Consider the following 21,470-nt stretch of genomic DNA (forward strand, 5'->3'; position numbering starts at 1 on the left):
ATATATTCTTCCAGATAAGACAGGCATTCTGCCTTTGAAAACTTTCGATTTTTACGCATGTTACTAAATAAATTGTGTCAACTTATTTAGTACACTACAAGTATAAACCCCGTATTTTCAATGGTTATCACTGCATCGTAACTCCCAGAAAGCCACAGCCGAAGCGGCTGCCACATTGAGCGAATCCACTCCGTGTGCCATAGGAATGCGCACCACATAGTCCGCTCCCTCGATGGCAGCTTCCGGCAGCCCGTCACCTTCGGTACCCATCATCAGGGCCAGTCGCGGTTCCTCCTTCAGCGGCGGATAATCCAGCGGCACGGAACGGTCGGTCAGCGCCATGGCTGCCGTGCGGAAACCCAGTTCCTTCAACCGCTCCAGTGGACGGTCTACCCACGTCCAGGGCACCAGGAACACCGAACCCATCGACACCCGCACTGCCCGACGGTTCAGCGGGTCGCACGAATCCGTGGTAAGCAATACGGCATCGATACCCAGTGCGGCTGCCGAACGGAAGATGGCCCCGATATTGGTGGTATCCACCACCCCATGAATGACCACTATCCTGCGTGCCCCACGACATACTTCCTCCACCGGACGCGGAGCCGGACGCCGCATGGCACACAGCACACCCCGTGTCAGTGTATAGCCGGTGAGCCGGGCCAGCAGTTCCCGGTCGCCCGTATAGACCGGCAGATGCGCCATGCGCTGCACAATGTCTGCCGCATCACCCGTAAGGTGCTTCCGCTCACAGAGCAAGGACACGGGTTCATAGCCGGCCTCCAGCGCCACCCGAATCACTTTCGGGCTTTCGGCGATAAAGATGCCCCGCTGCGGGTCAATGCGGTTGCGCAACTGGGCTTCGGTCAGGGTGCTGAACACTTCCACTCCGGGATGCTCCAGCGAGGTGATTTCGATAACGGGCATAACATAGACTTTTTTGAATGAACCGCAAAGTTACGACATCTGCCGCACATTCCAAAAATCACCCCACGGGAAAATCAGGTATCCCATTCACTCGGCTGCCGTATCGAGCAACGGAGCTTCCTCTTCCTCCGCTCCACGAGGTCCCGGCCCCGGTCTCTCGCCTTCCGGCATCGGAGGCAACACCTGCGGCTGCATTCCACCTCCCATCGGGGGTCTTCCTCCCATGGGAGGTTGTCCGTCCATTCCTCCCGGATGACGCTGCATCATGTTTTCCACTTTTTCCTTTTCTTCCTTCAGGAACAACTTGTAAATCTTCTTGTACTGCTTCTCCGTCAGGTTCAATGCCTTATCCATCTCGTCGGCCCGTCGCTGGGCCGCCTTCTCCGGATTGGGCACTTTTTTCTTCTGTACTTCCTCCTGCGGGTCATCGTAGCGGATATTCGCACTTGCACTCAAAGGTGCACACATCAAGGCCATTCCGCAGGCCATCCACACAATTTTCTTCATCTTACTTACAATTTTAAATGAAAACTAATCGGAAACAAATGTAGAAGTCGCCTGCAATTTTTAAAAATAGAATCCACCAAATGCGGTTTTCTGTCTACCAACTGGAAAGAAATCTCGTATCTTTGTCCTCAGTTTAACCAATTACACACGCCTTTATGGAAAAAGAAACAATACCTACCTGTGTGGACTGCGGCACACAGAACTGCAAATACAAAGACCGCACCTACCCTGATTTCTGTCCTACAGATAACCTGAAAGAGGAAGACCGCCAATGGGCACTGGAGCGTTACGACGAGGGGCGCAACCGCGAGATTATGATTGCCAGTGCGGAAGTGGAATACGAAGGCTACTGCCAGTGGACCCGCGTGCAGGAAATCATGGAGTTTGCCCGGAAAATAGGTGCACACCGCATCGGCATTGCCAACTGCATCGGCCTCATCCGCGAAGCCCGTATCTTTGCCCGCATCCTCCGTGCCAACGGCTTCGAAGCTTACTCGGTCATCTGCAAGGTAGCCGGCCAGCCCAAAACATCGATGGGCATCCCCGCACAATGTGAAAGCATCGGCGCCGCCATGTGCAACCCGATTCTGCAAGCCCGTCTGCTGAACGAAGCACATACCGACCTGAACGTGGTAATCGGTCTCTGCGTGGGACACGACAGCCTGTTCTACAAATACTCGGATGCTTACGTCACTACCCTCGTAACCAAGGACCGTGTGACAGGCAATAACCCGACGGCAGCGCTGTATACGGCAGATTCTTATTACCGGAAGAAGTTTTTTGGAGGGAAATAAAAGACTCTGACTAATAGTATATAAAAAAGGGAAGCAGCACATCGATACGCCGCTTCCCCTTTTTATAATATTCTATTTCAATCATGCTACAATCCACCGCTCAATGCTTCGTGTCTCGTCACTGAAGTTTATCCCGACCTTTATCACCTTCCGGCTATCGGAAGCAAAGGCAGAGGCATAGCCCTTCTCCTCTATCTGCTGCATGGCTTCTTCAGCGGTACCGTTCAACTTAAACTCCATCACGTAGATGTAATCGGATGTCTTGAGCACTAAATCTACCCGACCACGCGATGTGCGGTATTCCACCTCGGTGTGGAAACCCATCAGCTTGAACACAATGTAAAGAATGTTCTGGTAATGCACCTCGCGGTCACGGGCCAATTCGTAGGGAGTATCATCGAAGAAGGTCTGCAAACGACTCAGGAAACCATCCACATCACCCTTGCGTACCTCACCCACAAAGCACTGGATTTCATAAGGGGACTTACTCACGCTCACCGACGCATAGTGAGGAAGCAGGAAACGGAGAAAACCCTGCTCCACCTCACGGTTCGGGAAACCGAGGGTATAGTTCTCAAACTCCGCGTTATAGTCCTTGATGGTCAGATAACCGCTTTGATAGATGACCGGTACCGGATCGGTAGAAGCCGCATCGATGGAATCCAGCACCGGACCGCTGGTTACGATGTGCTCAATCTCTTCCACCGGATAATGATGAAGTTTCATCAACTCTACCAGGTAAGTCGGGGTACCCGTTTCAAACCAATAGCTGCCTATCTGCATATTGGCAAAAGTACTCAGCAGGCTGAAAGGATTGTACATGCCGACTGAATTATAACAGAAATGATAACCGTCGTAGTTTTCCTTCAGCAGTCCACAAGCTTTGGTATAATCTATACTCAGTTTATCGGCAAGCGAATGAATGTCCCCGTCAAAGTACTGGTGAAGCTCCGCATCACTGATACCACAAATTTCTGCATACTGATTCACCATGGATATATCACGCAGGTTATTCAAATCACTGAACACGCTCACCTTGCTGAACTTCGTCACGCCCGTCAGCATGGCAAAATGAATAGAACCGTCGCACGACTTGAGGGCACCGTAAAAAGCTTTGAGTGTGTTACGGAATTTTGTCTGCAATTCCGGATTTGTAATGGCCTGAAGCATGGGCTTGTCGTACTCATCAATCAGAATCACTACACGACGTCCCGTCTGTTCATACGCCCGCTTGATGACATACATGAAACGTTCCTCCGGCACACGGTCTTTCTTTTCGTCGCCATAGAGTTTTTCCCATACTTCCAAGTTCTGATTCAGAATACCAAGCAAAGACTCATAATCATAGTAATTCCGGGTATTCAAGTCCATGTGAAGCACCGGATGCACCGTCCAGTCCTTTTCCAGACTTTCCATGGCAAGCCCTTTGAACAGCTCACGCTTTCCCAGAAAATAAGCTTCCAATGTAGAAATCATCAGGCTCTTACCGAACCGTCGGGGACGGCTCAGGAAATAGTACTTGCCTGTCTGTACCAGGGTATATAAAAGCGAAGTCTTGTCTACATAAATATATCCCCTGCTACGGAGATCTTCGAAATTCTGTATGCCTACCGGATAAAGTCTGTTCATGGCCGTGTCGTTTTAATCCTTTCGTACACACAAAGGTAAGATTTATCTCCCGCAATTCCTAATCTGGCAGGCTGAAATCAAGGCGGCAATAGATTCCGGATGAGATTTATAGTCCCAAACAAAAAATTCCTTACCTTTGGACTAAACAACATAATATCTCATAAAACTTAAACTCTATAGTATATGAAAGCCAAACACATCGCATTCCTTTCACTCAGTGTGCTTGCAGGAACATTTGCTTCATGCACCAGCTCACACGAAATAAAGATTACAGGCTCGGTAAAAAATTTAGACGGAGGCACAATTATCTATCAGAAATCCATCGACGGAATGTTTAATTCGCAATCTCAGGATACATTGAAGCTGAATACGGACAGTACGTTCAGTCTCACACTCCCCAGCAACGGGTACGAACAGATACGCCTGTTCCTGTGGGGAAAGCGTTACTTAGGTTCTTTCATTGCCGACGGCGGAAACTATCGCCTGCAAATTGATGCCGCAGCCACGCATCCCATCTCCATTCTGGAAGGCAAGAATGAAAAGAACATGGAGGTATCAAGGCTAATGGACGAACTGGGACAAGACGTGTTTGATGTACTTTCAAGAAAAGGCGACAAGTGGGGTATTACCCAGGACACTACAGCCACGTCAGTCAGCAAAAAGTTGCAGGATGCGGTATTAGCCTTAGATGAAAAGATGAAAGGTGTGGATAAAGATTTATATGAAAAAGCCTGCCAGAATACACGCATACAGACAATGTGGGCTTTCCAGAACCAGCTTTTCGGCATTGCCTACCGCTATTCCGAAGCCACCAAGCAAAGCTGGCTCAAGGAATGGGAAAAGATGATGGAATTCTGTCGGGTAAATCACCCGGCCAGCACTTTCTCGCCCGCTTTCCATGAAGTAATCTATAACAATGCCGGCATTACTTACTACACTAAAGAAGAACCGGTAGACGAAGACTTGAAGAAAAATCCCAATAAGTTGATTTTCCATTACATCGAAAAGAACCTTACGGGGCAGGCGCAGGAATCGGCCATGGCACTGCTTTTCCTGAGGGACGCAAACGAGGAAAAATACGACCCAGAAATACTTCCGCTGGAAGAACGATTCGAGCAACTGTATCCACAAAGCAAATGGCAACCGCTGATAGATGAAGCCATTGCCAAGAACAAGGCTTTCAATCAAGCTAAAATACCCGACTACATCCACTTTCCTGATGTAGACCATGCCAAGACATTCAAAGACATTACCGACTTATATAAAGGAAAGGTTATCTTCATGGATATATGGGCAACCTGGTGCGGTCCTTGTCGTGCCTCTTTCGCCTATGTAAAACCCTTACAGGAGTATGCCAAAGCGAACGACATCGTACTGCTGTATCTCTCCATCGACCGCCCGGAAGAAGATGCCAAATGGCGCAAGATGGCAGCACATTATGACCTGATGGGCGAGCATGTACGCGTGCAGGAAGCGTTTAAGGATGAAATATACACAACCTTCGGCAACGCACAAAAAGCACTTTCCATTCCTCATTGCGTGATTATCGGGAAGGATGGAGAAATCAAATTCAAATCGGCTGCTTCTCCAGAAGATATGGAAAAACTAAAATCTCAATTGAAAGAGGCAGCGCAGGCAGAAGCATAACCCCTATTGCTACTGAAACTTCTAATACACAGAAAAACCGCCACGTGTCCCTTCCAAGATGCGTGGCGGCTATGTTTTACTTCAATGCTTTCCCGTCGGAGAAGGCATTACCCGCCTTCTCTCCTATCACCAGATAATGATGATGAATCGGGTCGTACGTAATCGGTTTCAAACGGGCAGGGTCAATCTGTCCGTTTTCATCCAAAATCTCTTCTGCTGCCGACACGTTGACAATACGGCCTACCAGATGATTGCTCTCCTGATCGTATGAAACCAGCTCACATTCCAGTGTCATGGGCAGTTCCTCAATGACCGGCGCATTCACAAACTCCGATTTTACGGCATGGAAACCGGCTTTGGCAAATTTATCCGGCTCTTTCTTTCCCGAGACAAGCCCCACATAATCGCAGGCTGCCACATGGTCGGCTGTAGCCATGCTCACGGTAAAGGCTTTCGTGGCCAGAATATTCTGGGTCGTCTTGTGTCCTTCGGCCAGGCAGATGCCCACCATGTCATCCGTATAGATTCCTCCCCACGCCGCATTCATGGCGTTGGGGTTTCCATTCTCGTCGTACGCTGCCACAATAAATACGGGCATCGGGTACAACCATGTTTTTACTCCAAAATTCTTTCGCATAGTCTGTATATTTTTAGTTGCAGTATCGAATCATTTGTCATTTCGAGGACTCACCGCCACCTTAATCACCCCATCCAGACGGTTCTCGAAGATGCGGTAGGCTTCTTCTATTTCATTAAGCGGGAAGCGGTGTGTAATGAGCGGCGTAGTGTCAATCTTTCCTTCCGCTATCAACCGGAGGATTTCGGCACAGTCACAACCATCTACTCCGCCTGTCTTGAAAGTGAGGTTCTTACCGTACATATCGGGCAAGGGAAGCACCTGCGGACGGTCGTACAAAGCCACGACGGTCACAATGGCATTCGGACGAGCGCACTCCCAAGCCAGCTGGAAAGTATCATCAGCTCCGGCCACTTCAATGACTACGTCGGCTCCTCCATGCGCACTATGGGCTTTCACAAACTCCTGACACTGTTCCGGTGTAGTGACCAGAACTTCGGGATAATGGGTCTGTACAAAACGGATACGCTCTTCCGATTTCTCACATACAATGAGACGGCGCGGATGTTTCAGCCTGGCACAGAGCAACGTACAGATTCCCGTAGGTCCGGCTCCAATCAGCAGCACCGTATCTTCGGGTGTGATTCCCGAGATACGGGCAGCCCAGAAACCAGTGGCCAGAATGTCACCCACGAAAAGTGCCTGCTCATCCGTCACTCCATCGGGAATGCGGTTCAATCCCTGGTCGGCATGCGGCACCCGCACGTATTCCGCCTGTCCGCCGTCGATGCGGCAACCCAATGCCCATCCTCCGTCGGGGTCCTCACAATTGTTTACATATCCGTGCTGGCAGAAGAAACATTCTCCGCAGAAGGTCTCCACGTTGACCGTTACCCGGTCACCCGGCTTCACGGTAGTGACTTCTGAACCGACCTTTTCCACGATACCCACCATCTCATGCCCCACCGTAATACCCGGTACAGCACGCGGCACACTGCCGTGCTTGATGTGCAAATCACTGGTGCAGATACTTCCCAACGTAACGCGCACCAGGGCGTCCTTCGGGTCTTTCAGTTCGGGCACAGGCTTCTCTATCAATGAGAAACGGCCGTGCTCCATATACGTATAAGCTAACATATTCTTCTGTATTAATCTATTACTTCTATCAGGAAACTCACCGGACGGAAACCGTCGTTGCACGAAATCATAGCCGAACGTTCGTTCTTCATCCAGCCGTCATAAAAATTGCTTCCCCCATGAGCCAGTGCCATCACGAAAGGCGACATGCTCTGCCATGCACTCTCACAAAGTCCCTCAGGCTTCTCCCAGCCATTAGCAATGAACACCTGCCCTTCTTCCATGTCACACGCATGTTCGATGGGATTCTCATACTTCTCCATTAAATCCCGGTAACACGCCTTTCGCATTACGGTTATTCGGATTTTCTTCATGCCTTTTCCTCCTTTCACTCATAAAAATACGCCTTCAACACTTCTCCGAACACCTCTCCCGGTGCTATCTTATCAAACAATTTCATCGAGGTATGCAGTTTCAGCACGTCCACCTCCGACCCCATCAGTTCCCGCACCGTGCGATGGCCACGATGACCTAACAAGGCATGGGAGATTTCCCGCAGGCGGGCACCCAATACAGGATGTGCCAGATAAGCCCGGGCCTCTTCTTCCCCGTCCAGTCCATAAAACTCCGAGTTATAACTATAGCCTAACCCCTTCTGCTGAGGGAAGATATACCAAATCCAATGGCTGCGCTTACCTCCATTCCTGATTTCCTTCAATGCCACAGGATACACGCCTTCCTGCGCATCCAGAAACCGTTGCAGATTAAAATTCGTGTGCGACATATTCCTTCGTTTTTTATCTTTACTCAAATGTAAGGATAATCCCTTAATGAGCCAACGGTCGCGAGGAGAATTATTTTTGTCACAAGTATGATTTTCCTCCCTAATTCTTCGTTTATTAAAGAGTTATGCTTATAGTTGTTCCGAAAATCCGCACAAGGCGGTTTTCATCGCACATTGATTTTTAGATACAGGAAGTTACTATTTTCTGAGCCGTCCGCGACGCTTCGGAAAAAGCCTGCTATTGTCGACCCTTGAAGCCTACGCACAAGGAAAGAAAGAGCTTTTCAAGGGACTGGCACTGGAGAAACTGGAGAAGGACTGGACAGTATATCCGGTGCTGCACCTGGATTTGAATACACAGAAATACGATACGCCGGAATCGCTGACCAGCATTTTGAATGATAATCTATGTATCTGGGAAAGCCAGTACGGCGCACGGGAAAGTGAGACAAGTCTTTCCCTTCGTTTCCAGGGCATCATCCGCCGTGCCTGCGAGCAGACAGGCCGCCGGGTGGTGATTCTCATTGATGAATACGACAAGCCCATGCTTCAGGCCATCGGCAATGAAGCCTTGCAGAACGAATACCGCAGTACCCTGAAAGCCTTCTACGGGGCATTGAAATCCATGGACGGGTGCATCCGCTTTGCCCTGCTCACGGGAGTGACCAAGTTCGGCAAGGTCAGCGTGTTCAGTGATTTGAATAACCTGCGTGACATTTCCATGATTGACCAGTATGCCGAAATCTGCGGTATCAGTGAGAAAGAAATTTATACCTATTTTGAAGAGGATATTCACGAATTGGCCGCAGCTACGGGCATGAGTTATGAGGAAGCTTGTGCGGAGCTGAAAACAAACTACGACGGGTATCATTTCACAGAAAATGCCATCGGTATGTACAATCCGTTCAGCCTGCTCAATACCTTTGCCAACCGGCGGTTCGGCAGCTACTGGTTTGAGACAGGCACACCGACCTACCTCGTCGAAATGCTCAAGCTCCATCACTATCCGATAGAGGAACTGGAACACATCGTCACCAGCCAGCCGGTGCTGGACAGTATTGATACGGCCTCTACCGACCCGATTCCGGTCATCTACCAGAGCGGCTACCTCACCATCAAGGGCTATAACAAGATGTTCGAGAACTATACGCTGGGGTTCCCCAACCGCGAGGTGGAACAGGGGTTCTTCAAGTTCCTGCTGCCCAACTACGCGTCGGTGAGCGTAAGCAAGTCACCCTATCAGATTCAGTGCTTTGTGGAGGAAGTGATGGCCGGAAAGGTGAACGATTTTTTCGAACGGTTGAAGACCATGTTTGCCGACATCCCTTACGAGCTGGCGCGCGACCGCGAAGTGCACTACCAGAATATTCTCTACATCATTTTCAAGCTGATGGGTTTCTATGTGCAGGTGGAATACCATACCAGTCGCGGTCGGATTGACCTGGTGCTCCAAACGCAGGACTACGTGTACATCATGGAATTCAAGCTGAACGGCAGCGCGGACGAAGCTTTGGCCCAGATTCGGGAGAAAGGCTATGCCGCACCTTTTGCCAAGGGCAGCCGTACGGTCTACAAGATTGGTGTCAACTTCAGTGATGAGCTTCGGAACATTCAGGAAGTGAAGGTGGAAGTGGAGTCTTGAGCATCGTGTCAGTTTATTTCAACTCATAAAAGAAACAATATCACATAGAAGTGTCAGATGATAATTATTATATTGACATATTGATATTAGTATCACTTTATGTTTCAGGTCCGAGTCAGTATCGCAAATATAATGCTTATAATAAAGATTTAGAGATAAATCTTGTTTTTTCACATAAATATCAGTATATTGGCATAAAAGTAAATTCTAATATGAAGGAAAGACTTCTTATAAAATGTGATACGACTATTTATGCAGATGAGATTACAAATCTGCTCATTGAAAATAACATTGTTTCTCGCCAGCATGATGAGGGGCAAGACCAAAATCCAGGTGCTTATGGTGCTATCACAGGTATTGCGATATATGTTTTCGAGAAAGATTATGAAAAAGCTGTTGAGATAATAAATCCTATTGCTGACAGTAGAAATAAATCTCATGTCTGGTGCCCTAAATGCGGAAGTTACAATGTGTCAGCCATAGCCGTAAGTAATAAATACGGAACTGCTATAGCATTATGGTGCATCTTTCTTTTTCTTATTCCGGGGCTTTATCTTGTTTGGGCAAATGATTTGGGTATCAGATCAACTATTGCCGATTATATAGCATTGTCTATGTTTATTTCGTTTCTTGTAGTTGCATTCTTGGGAAAAATTTCTAATGCCAATTATATATGTAAAGACTGTAATAAAAGGTTTCACCATAAATGACTTTTTGCAGTAAGCTCCACCGAGTTTAAAGTAATATACTATATCCGCTTCGTTATTCAGCAAACTTTAAAAAGACTTCAGCAGCGAACTGTTCACCGACCTATCGACCTCTCGTCTGACTTTTTTCGTTTTGTAACCGAAATCGAAGGTATAAGCTAATTTGATGTGGCAGTACTGACCGTTTGTCCTGAAATCTTCGTCCGAATCATATGCATAGAGGTCATGGTGGAACGTTTTTCGGAACTTCCGGTCGGTAAACGGAGACACGATATTGACTTCCGCAAAAAAGTTTCCCTTGCCGTAAGTACACTCCAGACCGTAGTTGACAGGAGTTTCTTCTATTCCCAGGGAAGTGGTGTTGACAATCTTGTTTCTGAAATTGACGTAAGGCGAAAGACTGAAATCACCCACATAGATATTGGCATTGAGGTTGCCGGTCAGATTTCTGTTGCCGAAACTACACACGGAATTAACAGACGTATAATTGTATCTTATATCGCCCGACAGGCTGAACATCCGGTTGAACGAGTGCGAAGCCGCCAGTATGGCAGCATAGTAATGAATGTTTCCACGGTTAATGAACGACCTGACGAGGTAAGTATCCTGAACATAATAATCGTGAACCACCGGATTATGCTCCAGTTTGTACTGGAGAATGGCCGAAAGTCCGGTTTTCTTTATCTTACCGGAATAATACAGGAACGAATTGAATGAACATCCGCTCTTCAGGTTCGGATTGCCGGTCTGTACCAGATAAGGATTAAGCCCGATGCGTGCCTGATTGATGAGGTCCATGCCGTAATTATAATTGTTATAGGAGGAAGACCATAACAGCATCCCTCCTTTCAGCTGATATTGAAGGTTCAGATTGACACGCGGCGACAGCTTGCTGAATTTTTCGCAGCCGTGAAGCCGGTACTGAAGCCAGTCCACTCCCACCCTTGACCGTAGTGACAGTTTCGGGCTAAATGCGTAATTATAGGAAAGGAAAGCCAGCGACTCATTTTTCCATAGTGACTGCCTCAGCAGATGGCTGCCCTCGTATTGCGCATTCCACACATGATGAAAATCGAACAACTCGGCCGAAAATGAATGCTTTCCCTTGGACAGGTTATAGATGGCCGACAACTGAAATCCTCCGGCATTTTCCGATTCATAGGAACCCGTCTCATAGTCCTGTTCAGAGTAAGTACGGTTGTACAAATTACGAGAATAAGTGCCATGCAATCCAAAAGTAAAATCCTGTGTCTTCGATAGAGGGATAGTACCCGTAAGATCTAATTTAGGAGAAAAGCTCTTCTGGTCAGTATACATCGCAAAATTAGAAGCATGACCCACCGACTCTACCGTGCCGGCCATATTCTCACGAGGAGTATTTTTGTGTATAAACGACAGTTTCCCGACGACGTACCGACCTGCCTTCTGATGCTGGAGACGAAACTGTACATACTCACTGTGCCGGGAATAATCTTCATCGGATGTACTAAAACGCTCGACGGACTGCCCGGGTAATGCATAGGATTCAGCCATGTGGTTATGATTATCCTTCACATTAAAGTAATCACTTCCAGCAAACAAGGAATAGGTCGTATTATTACGGTTGACGGTGGTAGCAATATTGTAGTCGCCATGCGTATATCCAATTGTCTGCAAGCCATCCATCTGCAAGTAACCACCCGTCTTATATTGCTTCAGTACAAAGTTGACGGCTATCTTATCTTTTGCATATTTTCCGGTTGGATTGTCATGATACTCAATCTTTTCTATGTCCTTCGGGCGAAGCATCTGGATGTCTTTGGAATCGGCCTGCTGCCCATTGATATAGAACGACACGGGCATCCCCATTGCCTCAGCTCTGTTGGACTGTGTATCGATAATCATACCCGGAATCATCAAGCGTTTCAACACTCCATAGCCGCTGTTAGTCGATTTCTTCTGCTGAGAGTTAGGATAAATTACCAAATGATTGTCTACCCGCGACACGTTCGATGCCACGATAGTCACCTCATCCAACGCGATGGTCCGGCTGACGGAATCATTTGACAACGTCTGCGCAATCATGCAGAAGGGGCATGAAAGGAGAAAACAGCCCATTATTATTCTGGACATGTATTTCCTTTTATCTATATAAGACCTGTACTTATTCATTTTGTTCTCATGACATTTGCAAATATATAACATTTATCCATTCATTCTCCGTACCTTTGTATCTATCTAAACGAAAAAAATATGATTGGAAGCATTCTAGGCGACATCGCAGGCAGTGTCTACGAGTTCCGCAACATCAAGACAAAAGAGTTTCCTTTCCTCACTCCGCAGAAAGGATATACCGACGACAGCATCCTGACCCTTGCCACGGCCGACTGGCTGCTGCACGGCGGAGACTGTGCCACCTATTATTTCCGTTATGCCACCCGTTACCCCTGTCCGCTGGGAGGCTTCGGCGGACGTTTCCGCGAATGGCTCCGACAGGGACAACAGACAGGACAGCTCCGTCCTTACGGCAGCTGCGGCAACGGCTCAGCCATGCGTGTAGGCCCCGTGGGATGGGCATTCCGCACGGAGGAAGAGACACTGGAGGCTGCACGCACATCGGCAGCCTGCACGCACAACCATCCCGAAGGAATCAAAGGTGCCCAGGCTACGGCACTCTGCATCTTTCTGGCCCGGAACGGAAAGAGCAAGGAGGATATAAAAAATACCGTCGAAGCAAAATTCGGCTACAACCTGAACTTCACCTGCGACGATATCCGTGACACCTATCAGTGGGATGCCACCTGCCAGGGTACCGTGCCCCAGGCCATCCGCGCCTTTCTGGACGGGACGGATTTTGAGGACTGCATACGTACGGCCATCTCACTGGGTGGCGACAGCGATACACTGGCCTGCATCACGGGCAGCATCGCAGAAGCATTCTACGGCATCCCCCCTGCCCTGCATGCTCAGACCATGCACTACCTGCCGACGCATTTCCAGCAGATTGTGACGGAATTTGAAGGGAAATTCGGGCCGGAAATTCGCTAAAATTCATCCCATAAAAAACCGCAAGTGCATTTAAGACAAAACGCCCTTACGTTTTACCCAAAACACAAGTGCGTTTCAAGTAAAACGTAAAGGCGTTTGAATCCAAACGTCAAAGCGTTTTTAAGGTGAAAGAAAACCTGTCTGAGGATTTCTTATGACAACATTCCGCCCGGCACGCGACCGATTTCCACTTTCTCGAATTTATATCCCAGGCGTTTGAGCTCAATGGCCACCCCGATGCGGAACATCGTACGGCAGGCACGGGCAAACACATGGAAAGCCAGCGGACTCTGCGGCTCTATCTGCTCATGACGAATCAGTCCCACGGTAGTCTGTCCGCAGCGGCGGATGATGTCCTCCAGCTGGCGGGCCTCTTCACCGTCGAGCGGCAGGCCGAGCAAATCGCGCACGATGTGTTCATCCATATCGTCAAATCCCTGCTCTCCGTAGTACGACTGATAAGAAGCCTTTGCGCTGGCCTCCCAGTCCCCGTCCCAGCAAAAAGCTACTCCCAAGCCCAGATAAGCTGCCCAGGCCACCGACACCACGGGATAGTCACGAATCTGTTCCACGGCATCGGCCACATACTCCGGTGCCAGATCGTGCCAGCGGTTGTCCAGGTCCTCCGTAGCCAGCAGGGTGCCGTCCAGCACATGATAGTCAGTACACAAACGCAGCAATTCCTGCTGCAATCTCTCTTCAAAACGATTCAAATATTCTGTATCCATTGGGGTTTCTTTATTTTTTTGCCAAAGATACGAATTTAGCGAAAACCCACAAAAAAGCCATCCCGAAAGAAAATACAAGTTCTTACGGGATGGCATCTTATGTTAAAAAATCATCAAATTACAAATTTTCTTCAATCACAGCCTGCGCCACTTTAATATTATATTGACAATCAGTTATCTAAATGCTTGGGGAAAACAAATGGAAAACGCTTGTCTTACCTATATAAATTAAAGAAGCTGATTTCTTAGAGATTTTCCTCTACTGCAGCTTGAACCTCTTTAATACTACATTGATTTTCTTTTATTTACAGATAGAGAGTAAACATTTAGAAAACAATCTGTTAGTATCAAAACTTTCTTTTCTAAGAATCAAGCTATGGCTACTATATTATTTTTATAAATGGTGAATACCGTTAATGGTAAAGTCTTATTCTACTACATGCAAATGGCCATTACCATTCTTTTAAAATTACATGTCTTTTCTCCTTTCTTTTAATAGTTCAATAATTATATCCTTATCCTTCAGGTTTGAATCAAGACGTAAAATCTGTGAGTTCAGACTCTCTATCTGTTCCTTCAGAAGCTTGATTGTTTCCCTCAGGTTTTCTGTTTCTTTCTTTTCGCTGGATAACTGCACGGCCAGTTCAGCATCACCTATCAGATTATTTGCATTACCGTCCAATGCAACGGCTGCAAGGTGTGCCGATATATGATGCTGTCTCGGACAGAAAAGGGAAAAGAAATTGAAGTCCAATGCTTCGCTGACTTTAATAAGCCTGCTTGTTTCCATTGTCTCCCTTTCCAGTATGCGGTTTATGTGCTGCTGCGGTACACCTATTTTGCGCCCAAGCTCAGATTTGCTTAATCCAAGCTCGTTGCGTCTTTTGTCGATAGCCTGACCTACATGCACGTGTTTTATGTCATTACCCATGCGATTCCTTCAATAAATACATCTTAAACAATAAATCATCAAACAAATATTTGGTTATATAAACCATTTTATGTTACTTTGTGGTGTAATCTATTCATTTGGTGAATACAAAGTTAAACATTAAATATTAAATATCCAACAATTATGTCTGAAAACTTAGAAAAAATCCGTCCGGCACTTGTTGCCCTTGAAGTAGGTGAATCCGTTTCATTCCCCATTTCACGTTTGAAAAGCGTCCGTACACAGGCCTCAGAGCTTGGTGCCATCTACAACCGTCAGTTCAAGACCAGGACTGACAGGGAAAATCATACCATTACGGTCAAACGAACAGTATAGAAACCAAATCAGGTTTATATGAAGATATTACAGTTTCTGGACCATCTTATACCATACGAAACATTCCTGAATGACCTCTCCTCCAGAATTGTCAGGCAACTGAAAGCCGACAAGGATGATCCTGAATTTATCAGCCAAAGGAAGGCATACGAGCTTTTTGGCCGCAGGAATGTGGAACGGTGGAAACGCCAGGGAAAGGTGGTTTCCTATAAAAGACCGGGTAAGGTGGAATACCGCACAGCAGACCTCAGGCTTCTCCAGCGTACCACCCAGGACTATTTTGATGAAAGTCAGCCGAAACAGGCAGAAAAATCGGTCAAGAAAGATAAATGATAAACATATTATGGCTAATATTATAATATTGATAAACTTTATTTGTTTAGTTTAGCCGTGATACTCTATGAAATATAAAGAAAGCAATTATAGTAGGTACAGGAATGTGCATCAGTAACCTTTGTTCACCAGCTTATAGTTTTGCCACTTAACAATAAAGCCGGACAGGTCTTTTTTATCGCACATTCATAATGATTTTATAATAATGAAAGAAATCAGACCAGCGTGCGATCCAAACGGTGTCTATTCAGTCAAGCGCACCTGTGCTGAACTTGGTATCAGCAACAAGACACTCAAAAAATACAGAGATAACGGATATATCCAACCGCTCAATCCTAATAATGTCAGCCGTCCGAAATACTCCGGCCAGTCAATAATCGATTGTTGGAACCTGCTCAGTACGTTATGATAAGCGAAACAACCATACGGAAAGTAAGGGAACTTGCCATAGAAGACGTACTCAGTCCTTATGTCAGGCTGTCCAGAAAAGGCTCAACCCTGATGGGACTTTGTCCTTTTCATACTGAGAAGACCGGTTCCTTTGCCGTTACCCCTGGCAAGAATCTCTTCCACTGTTTCAGTTGTAACCGTGGCGGTGATTCCATTACGTTTATAATGGAAAAGGAAAACCTTTCCTTCAGTGCAGCCGTGGAATTTATTGCCAGAAACCATAATATTCCGGTAGAATACATCAGTGAAGAGCGCAGTGAGGAACAGATGGCCGAAGCCAGGCACTGGGAATCACTTCTGACAGTTCTCGATACAGTCCAGACCTTCTTCCTACAAAATTTAAGAGCAACAGATAAGGAAGAGAGCCTTGATGCCAGAGCCTACGCATACAGCCGATGGCATGAGGAGTTCTGTGCTTTTGCCGGAATAGGCTATGCACCGAAAGATGGTCAGGCCTTTATGGATTTCTGCAGAAGCAAGGCTCTGAACGAAGAACTGCTGTACGAACTCGGTATGTTCAAGCGTGGTGAGGATGGCAACACATACGCCATGTTCCGCCAGCGTATCATGATTCCTGTGAGAAACAGATGGGGACGCATCGTTGCCTATACAGCCAGATACATTGGAGACAACAGGAAAGCTCCCAAGTATATCAACTCAGCAACAAGCATGATTTACTCCAAGGGAGAAACAGTATTCGGTATTGACCGTGCCGCCAGACTGCGTGATGCCGACTATTATATCATTGTGGAAGGTGCTCCTGATGTCCTGAGAATGCAGTCAATTGGATACGACAATACGGTAGCGTCACTTGGAACAGTCTGGAGTGACGGCCAGTTCGAGCAGCTGAAGAAGTATGTATCCTCACTCTGTTTCATTCCGGATTCAGATATTGCGGAAGGCAAGCCATACGGACCGGGGTTTGAGGCGGTGATGACCAACGGGGCTGCAGCCATAAGAAAAGGATTCCATGTAACAGTCAGGGAACTTCCTTTTGCAGAAATACCATCCGAGGCAGAAGGAGAAGTACAATATGCCAAGAATGATGCCGACAGCTATATCCGCAGCAGGAAAGATTATACTTCACTTCCGGAAAAGCATTTTATCATCTGGTTGGCACAGAAACGTTTTCTGGTAGCCGGTTCCATGGTAGAGGAAAGAAAGTGTGTTGCAGAAATAGCAGACCTGTTGCGCTATATAAAAGACCAGCTTGTGTATGACCAGTGCATAGAACAGCTCTCCAGACTGCACGGGAAGGTAAAGCTATGGCGTGATGCAGTTACCCAGGCACGTGGTGAAGCCAGGAGAAGGAACGACAAACCTGCAGCCATGAACGAGATGCAGCGTGAAGCTGAACTGCTGCGCCAGTTTGGTCTGTTCGTCAGGGAAAACTGTTACTACTCCATCGGTGAAGATGATGATGAACCGTCAAGAATCTCCAACTTCATCATGGAACCGCTGTTCCATATCGAAGATGAGATAAACGGAACCAGAATCTTCCGTATGAGGAATATGTACAATGTATGCAGGGTCATAGAACTGAAGGAGTCAGAACTCTGCTCGCTGAGCAACTTTCAGCAGAAGGTCGGCTCACTGGGCAACTATGTATGGCTGGCCAAGATAGACAAACTCAACCGTGTAAAGGAATACCTGTATTCAAAGACCGATACGGCAGAACGTATCAGAAAGCTCGGCTGGAATGCGGCTGAAGGATTCTTCGCTTTCGGTAACGGAATATTTTTTGCAGGCACATTCAATGCCGTTGATGATTTGGGTATTGTCCGTGGAATCAACGGCAAGGCCTTCTATATACCGGCCACTTCAAAAATCTATCTCAACAATCCGGAGATATTCCAGTTTGAAAGACTCATGGTACATGAGAACCGTAACGGGATAAAACTGTACGATTACGTAAAAAGACTGATGGAAGTATTCGGTGAGAATGCAAGCGTAGCCTTCTGTTACCTGCTTGCCACCCTCTTCCGTGACATCATATTCAGACGTACCCGCCACTTTCCCATCCTGAACCTTTTCGGTGAGAAAGGAACCGGTAAGACAACCCTGGCTACTTCCCTCCAGTCCTTCTTCCTGCACGGAGTTGATCCGCCCAATCTCGGAGTAACTTCCGTACCTGCCATGAACGACCGTGTATCACAGGCCGTCAATACACTTGCCGTGCTGGACGAATACAAGAATGACCTTGACATCCGCAAGATAGCCTATCTGAAAGGACTCTGGGGCGGTGGCGGCCAGACCAAGAAGAATACGAACACAGACGGTATGGCAGCCCAGACCATTGTCACAACAGGTGTAGCCCTTTGCGGCCAGGACAAGCCGACACAGGATATGGCACTCTATACCCGTGTCATCTTCCTTGCCTTTTCAAAGACATCATTTAACCAGAATGAGAAAAGGGCCTATGAAGACCTTGTATCAGTCTGCAACATGGGACTTACCCACCTCACCCTGGAGATACTGGGACACCGGGAACTGTTTGAGAAGAACTTTCCGGAAATATATTCCATTACCAAGCGTGAGCTGGCTGCGAAACTGGAGAATGAAACCATCCATGACCGTATATTCGGAAACTGGGTCATTCCACTGGCCACCTTCAGGACACTGGAGACAGTAATTGACGTGCCTTTCAGCTATGCAGAATTGTTTGATACGGCAGTCAGGGGAATACGCAATCAGAATGAACTGGCTCAGGAAAGTTCGGAAATAGCGGACTTCTGGAGTATGCTTCAGGGATTCCAGACTTCAGGGAAATGTATTGAGAAGGCACATTACCGTATAAGGTATATGAAATCCTTCCGTCCGTTGTCTGTCAAGGAAGATATAGAATTTAAGGAGGCACGTCCGATTCTCTATCTGAACACAGCAGCCGTAGCATCACTGTTCAACAGCCGGAATGCAGGTTCCACCTCCAACCGCTCGAACTGGTCCACCATCATGTCGTACCTGAAATCCCATGCTTCATATTTGGGCCTGAAACAGGACAGATTCACCATACTTCTGCCAAGCGGACTTCCTGACTATACCATTGACATTGTGAATGGAGAGCAGGTTAAGAAGGTAAAAGTAAACCGTCCGAAGGCATTATGCTTTGATTATCTCCAGCTGAAGGAGACTTTCGGACTGGATCTTGAAACTGAGGTTGTCGCTGAAGTACAGGACATGAAGGAAGAAATGACTTCCGGACACAAACAATATCCTGAGCAGAAAGGCTTATTTTAATTGAGAATTTACAATAATAAATTATCATCAGAAAAATCCAATCCTTTTAAATGTATTCGTCAAGCAATTATTTACAGTTATCTTTTGGATTTTCAAAACTTAACTCTTATTTTTGTAGAAATCTTGCAAAAAAAGGAGTTAAGTTTATGATTTTAGAGTTTTGTGTCAGTAATTACCTGTCAATAAAGGATGAGTTAAAAATATCCTTTGTTGCAACTGCTCTTAAAGATGTTCTTACCGAGTCAAATGATATGATAACTGTACCCGATACCGGATTATCTGTATTACGGAGTGCAGTAATTTATGGTGCAAACGCTTCAGGAAAATCAAATGTTCTGAAGGCTATTGCTTTTTACAGGCGTTTTATCACGGACTCTTTCAAAAACAGTCAGGCCGGGGAAGCAATTGATGTAGAGAACTTCCGGTTGAATACCACTTCAATGAATGAACCCACTACAATGGAAGCAACTTTTATTGTTGAAGGTTTCACTTACCGTTATGGTTTTGAAGTTGACAGCAAGGCAGTACGTGCCGAATGGCTATACCAGCGGACAAATAAAAAGAGAGCCAAAGAAGTCGAAATATTCTACAGGACAGAAGAAGAAACCACTGTTCATCAGAAAAGTTCTTTATTGATAGAGCTTGTAAACAAGAAAATGGTGCGTGACAATGCTTTACTGCTGTCTACCGGGGCACAATTCAATGAGCCGATAGCAGTCAGTATCCTGCAATGGCTGAATGATATGCATGTGATATTTGGCAATGATGAGGAAAGACTGTGGAAACAGGCTATAAAGTCTATGGATGATGAAAACCTCCGTTTGCGTATTACGAACTTTGCAAAATATGCAGATCTGGGGATAGACAGTATCGTAAAAACAGATAACCGTATCGTTAGTACCCACCGGCAATATGATGATGAGGGAAAAGAAACCAATAGTATAGCTTTTTCATTCAGCAGTAATGAATCGGAAGGTACAATAAAATATTTTTCTTTGTCATATCCCATCATTGATGCTTTGGATAATGGAAAACTTCTGGTTATTGATGAACTTAATTCAAAGCTTCATCCTCTGTTGGTTCGTAAAATCATCAGCCTTTTCAATTCAGCAAAAACAAACCCAAAGGGTGCACAACTACTGTTTACAACTCATGATACTTTCCTATTAAGCGCCGGAATGTTTCGCCGTGACCAGATATGGTTTACACAGAAAAACAGTTTCGGTTCTACTGAAGCGTATTCACTGGTTGAATATAAAGTACGCAGCAATACTCCATTTGAAAGGGATTATCTGTTGGGTAAATATGGTGCAACTCCCATTATCGGTGAAATGGAGAGGGTCTTTAATATGGAGGAATGAGTATGGGAAGACAAACAAAAAAGGACCATCGTACAAGCAGTCTGACCAGAAAGCAGGGAACGAGAAATGTAAAACAGTCGTTTCTCATTGTATGTGAAGGAGTACGTACAGAACCAGACTACTTTAAGGCTTTCCGTATGACAACTGCCACAGTCAAAGCTATAGGTCAGGCAATGAATACTATAAGTCTTGTCAATAAGGCAATCAATATACGTGATACCGAACAAAAGAAGAAGCATTACTATGACCAGTGTTGGGTAGTTTTTGACAAGGATGACTTCCCTGCAAAGGACTTCAATCAGGCAATAACCTTGGCTCGAAAGAATGGTTTTCGTGTTGCTTACAGTAACCAGGCATTTGAGTATTGGTTCTTGTTACATTTTAATCTCTATCGAGGTCCTCTTCATCGCCAGAATTATGCAGATATGCTGTCAAAACTTATAGGATTGCCATATTCAAAGAGTGAAGGATTTGGTGCTGTCATGTATAACAGGCTTTATCACCTGCAATCACAGGCAATAAAGAACGCAAATGTAGTACTTAACGAGGTTTCAAATGGAAATCCTGCCATGGAAGAATCTTCGACCACGGTACATTTATTGGTAGAAGAACTGAACAAATATATTTAAAGAAAAATAAAAAACTATGAATAACATTCAAATATCTAATATACTACGCATTCAGGAAGCAAGCAAACAGGATAAACTTGTAATATTTGTTGGAGCAGGTGTTTCAACGAATTCAGGAGTTCCAATGTGGAGTAAATTAATTGAAAG

The 21,470-nt window shown here is 46.2% G+C and carries 20 protein-coding genes and 1 pseudogene; 11 read left to right on the forward strand and 10 right to left on the reverse strand.

The features are described from left to right. Nucleotides 1–117: 117 nt before the first annotated feature. Both ACZM60_RS11370 and ACZM60_RS11375 read right to left on the reverse strand, forming a co-directional pair. Complete coding sequence (locus ACZM60_RS11370; protein WP_118165867.1) at nt 118–927, reverse strand: TrmH family RNA methyltransferase; 810 nt, start codon at nt 925–927, stop codon at nt 118–120. 87 nt (nt 928–1,014) lie between these two features. Further along, on the reverse strand, nt 1,015–1,434 hold the full coding sequence (locus tag ACZM60_RS11375; RefSeq protein WP_118165869.1) for a DUF4890 domain-containing protein: 420 nt from the start codon (nt 1,432–1,434) through the stop codon (nt 1,015–1,017). Nucleotides 1,435–1,589: 155 nt separating this feature from the next. Here ACZM60_RS11375 and ACZM60_RS11380 point away from each other — a divergent pair, with 155 nt between their 5' ends. Beyond that, the gene (locus tag ACZM60_RS11380; RefSeq protein WP_007558784.1) at nt 1,590–2,228 is read left to right on the forward strand and encodes a DUF1847 domain-containing protein; all 639 of its coding nucleotides are present in this window, start codon (nt 1,590–1,592) and stop codon (nt 2,226–2,228) included. Nucleotides 2,229–2,309: 81 nt separating this feature from the next. Here the strand turns inward: ACZM60_RS11380 and ACZM60_RS11385 are convergent, their stop codons facing one another. Beyond that, complete coding sequence (locus tag ACZM60_RS11385) at nt 2,310–3,857, reverse strand: ATP-binding protein (protein WP_118165870.1); 1,548 nt, start codon at nt 3,855–3,857, stop codon at nt 2,310–2,312. 183 nt (nt 3,858–4,040) lie between these two features. Between ACZM60_RS11385 and ACZM60_RS11390 the strand changes: the two genes are divergently transcribed. Continuing rightward, a complete protein-coding gene (locus ACZM60_RS11390) occupies nt 4,041–5,504 on the forward strand; it encodes a redoxin family protein (RefSeq protein ID WP_118165872.1) in 1,464 nt (487 codons plus the stop codon). A gap of 76 nt (nt 5,505–5,580) precedes the next feature. Here the strand turns inward: ACZM60_RS11390 and ACZM60_RS11395 are convergent, their stop codons facing one another. Genes ACZM60_RS11395 through ACZM60_RS11410 form a run of 4 tightly spaced genes read right to left on the reverse strand, consistent with a single transcriptional unit; the run spans nt 5,581 to nt 7,942 of the window. Further along, the gene (locus tag ACZM60_RS11395) at nt 5,581–6,141 is read right to left on the reverse strand and encodes a flavin reductase family protein (RefSeq protein ID WP_117702439.1); all 561 of its coding nucleotides are present in this window, start codon (nt 6,139–6,141) and stop codon (nt 5,581–5,583) included. Between the two features lie 30 nt (nt 6,142–6,171). Beyond that, nucleotides 6,172–7,218 (reverse strand): alcohol dehydrogenase, encoded by a 1,047-nt coding sequence (locus ACZM60_RS11400; RefSeq protein ID WP_118165874.1) that lies wholly within the window; start codon nt 7,216–7,218, stop codon nt 6,172–6,174. An 11-nt stretch (nt 7,219–7,229) separates the two neighbouring features. Then, the gene (locus ACZM60_RS11405) at nt 7,230–7,532 is read right to left on the reverse strand and encodes a TIGR04076 family protein (protein WP_117748031.1); all 303 of its coding nucleotides are present in this window, start codon (nt 7,530–7,532) and stop codon (nt 7,230–7,232) included. A gap of 14 nt (nt 7,533–7,546) precedes the next feature. Continuing rightward, nucleotides 7,547–7,942 (reverse strand): DUF1810 domain-containing protein, encoded by a 396-nt coding sequence (locus ACZM60_RS11410; protein ID WP_118165875.1) that lies wholly within the window; start codon nt 7,940–7,942, stop codon nt 7,547–7,549. Nucleotides 7,943–8,129: 187 nt separating this feature from the next. On the opposite strand from ACZM60_RS11410, the pseudogene ACZM60_RS11415 reads away from it, so the two are divergent. Together ACZM60_RS11415 and ACZM60_RS11420 are read left to right on the forward strand one after the other, a co-directional pair. Beyond that, a pseudogene (locus ACZM60_RS11415) lies at nt 8,130–9,584 on the forward strand (ATP-binding protein); the annotation flags it as partial. A 50-nt stretch (nt 9,585–9,634) separates the two neighbouring features. Then, nucleotides 9,635–10,294, forward strand: a complete 660-nt coding sequence (locus ACZM60_RS11420) for a putative signal transducing protein (RefSeq protein WP_118165877.1) — start codon at nt 9,635–9,637, stop codon at nt 10,292–10,294. 66 nt (nt 10,295–10,360) lie between these two features. Here the strand turns inward: ACZM60_RS11420 and ACZM60_RS11425 are convergent, their stop codons facing one another. After that, nucleotides 10,361–12,403 (reverse strand): TonB-dependent receptor, encoded by a 2,043-nt coding sequence (locus tag ACZM60_RS11425; RefSeq protein ID WP_147351477.1) that lies wholly within the window; start codon nt 12,401–12,403, stop codon nt 10,361–10,363. Nucleotides 12,404–12,523: 120 nt separating this feature from the next. On the opposite strand from ACZM60_RS11425, the gene ACZM60_RS11430 reads away from it, so the two are divergent. Then, nucleotides 12,524–13,318 (forward strand): ADP-ribosylglycohydrolase family protein, encoded by a 795-nt coding sequence (locus ACZM60_RS11430; RefSeq protein WP_118165880.1) that lies wholly within the window; start codon nt 12,524–12,526, stop codon nt 13,316–13,318. 152 nt (nt 13,319–13,470) lie between these two features. Here the strand turns inward: ACZM60_RS11430 and ACZM60_RS11435 are convergent, their stop codons facing one another. Together ACZM60_RS11435 and ACZM60_RS11440 are read right to left on the reverse strand one after the other, a co-directional pair. Next, nucleotides 13,471–14,142, reverse strand: coding sequence for a hypothetical protein (locus tag ACZM60_RS11435; RefSeq protein ID WP_489521570.1), 672 nt, complete (start codon nt 14,140–14,142; stop codon nt 13,471–13,473). Nucleotides 14,143–14,515: 373 nt separating this feature from the next. Further along, nucleotides 14,516–14,977 (reverse strand): helix-turn-helix domain-containing protein, encoded by a 462-nt coding sequence (locus tag ACZM60_RS11440; protein WP_489521571.1) that lies wholly within the window; start codon nt 14,975–14,977, stop codon nt 14,516–14,518. A gap of 144 nt (nt 14,978–15,121) precedes the next feature. On the opposite strand from ACZM60_RS11440, the gene ACZM60_RS11445 reads away from it, so the two are divergent. The 6 genes from ACZM60_RS11445 to ACZM60_RS11470 all read left to right on the forward strand — a co-directional run bounded on the left by ACZM60_RS11445 (nt 15,122) and on the right by ACZM60_RS11470 (nt 21,323). Beyond that, nucleotides 15,122–15,313: a hypothetical protein gene (locus tag ACZM60_RS11445; RefSeq protein ID WP_007843190.1), complete on the forward strand. Its 192-nt coding sequence runs from the start codon at nt 15,122–15,124 to the stop codon at nt 15,311–15,313. Between the two features lie 18 nt (nt 15,314–15,331). Continuing rightward, entirely contained in the window at nt 15,332–15,646 is a 315-nt protein-coding gene (locus ACZM60_RS11450; RefSeq protein ID WP_115648660.1) for a hypothetical protein, read from the forward strand. Nucleotides 15,647–15,851: 205 nt separating this feature from the next. Beyond that, the gene (locus tag ACZM60_RS11455; protein ID WP_025892289.1) at nt 15,852–16,055 is read left to right on the forward strand and encodes a hypothetical protein; all 204 of its coding nucleotides are present in this window, start codon (nt 15,852–15,854) and stop codon (nt 16,053–16,055) included. Next, nucleotides 16,052–19,333: a DNA primase gene (locus tag ACZM60_RS11460; protein ID WP_489521572.1), complete on the forward strand. Its 3,282-nt coding sequence runs from the start codon at nt 16,052–16,054 to the stop codon at nt 19,331–19,333. The genes ACZM60_RS11455 and ACZM60_RS11460 overlap by 4 nt, the downstream gene beginning before the upstream one ends. 146 nt (nt 19,334–19,479) lie before the next feature. After that, nucleotides 19,480–20,694: an AAA family ATPase gene (locus ACZM60_RS11465; protein ID WP_118165889.1), complete on the forward strand. Its 1,215-nt coding sequence runs from the start codon at nt 19,480–19,482 to the stop codon at nt 20,692–20,694. After that, on the forward strand, nt 20,691–21,323 hold the full coding sequence (locus ACZM60_RS11470) for an RloB family protein (protein WP_118165891.1): 633 nt from the start codon (nt 20,691–20,693) through the stop codon (nt 21,321–21,323). Before ACZM60_RS11465 ends, ACZM60_RS11470 begins: the two co-directional genes overlap by 4 nt. Nucleotides 21,324–21,470: the final 147 nt, after the last annotated feature.

This window comes from Phocaeicola sp. (assembly GCF_057861905.1).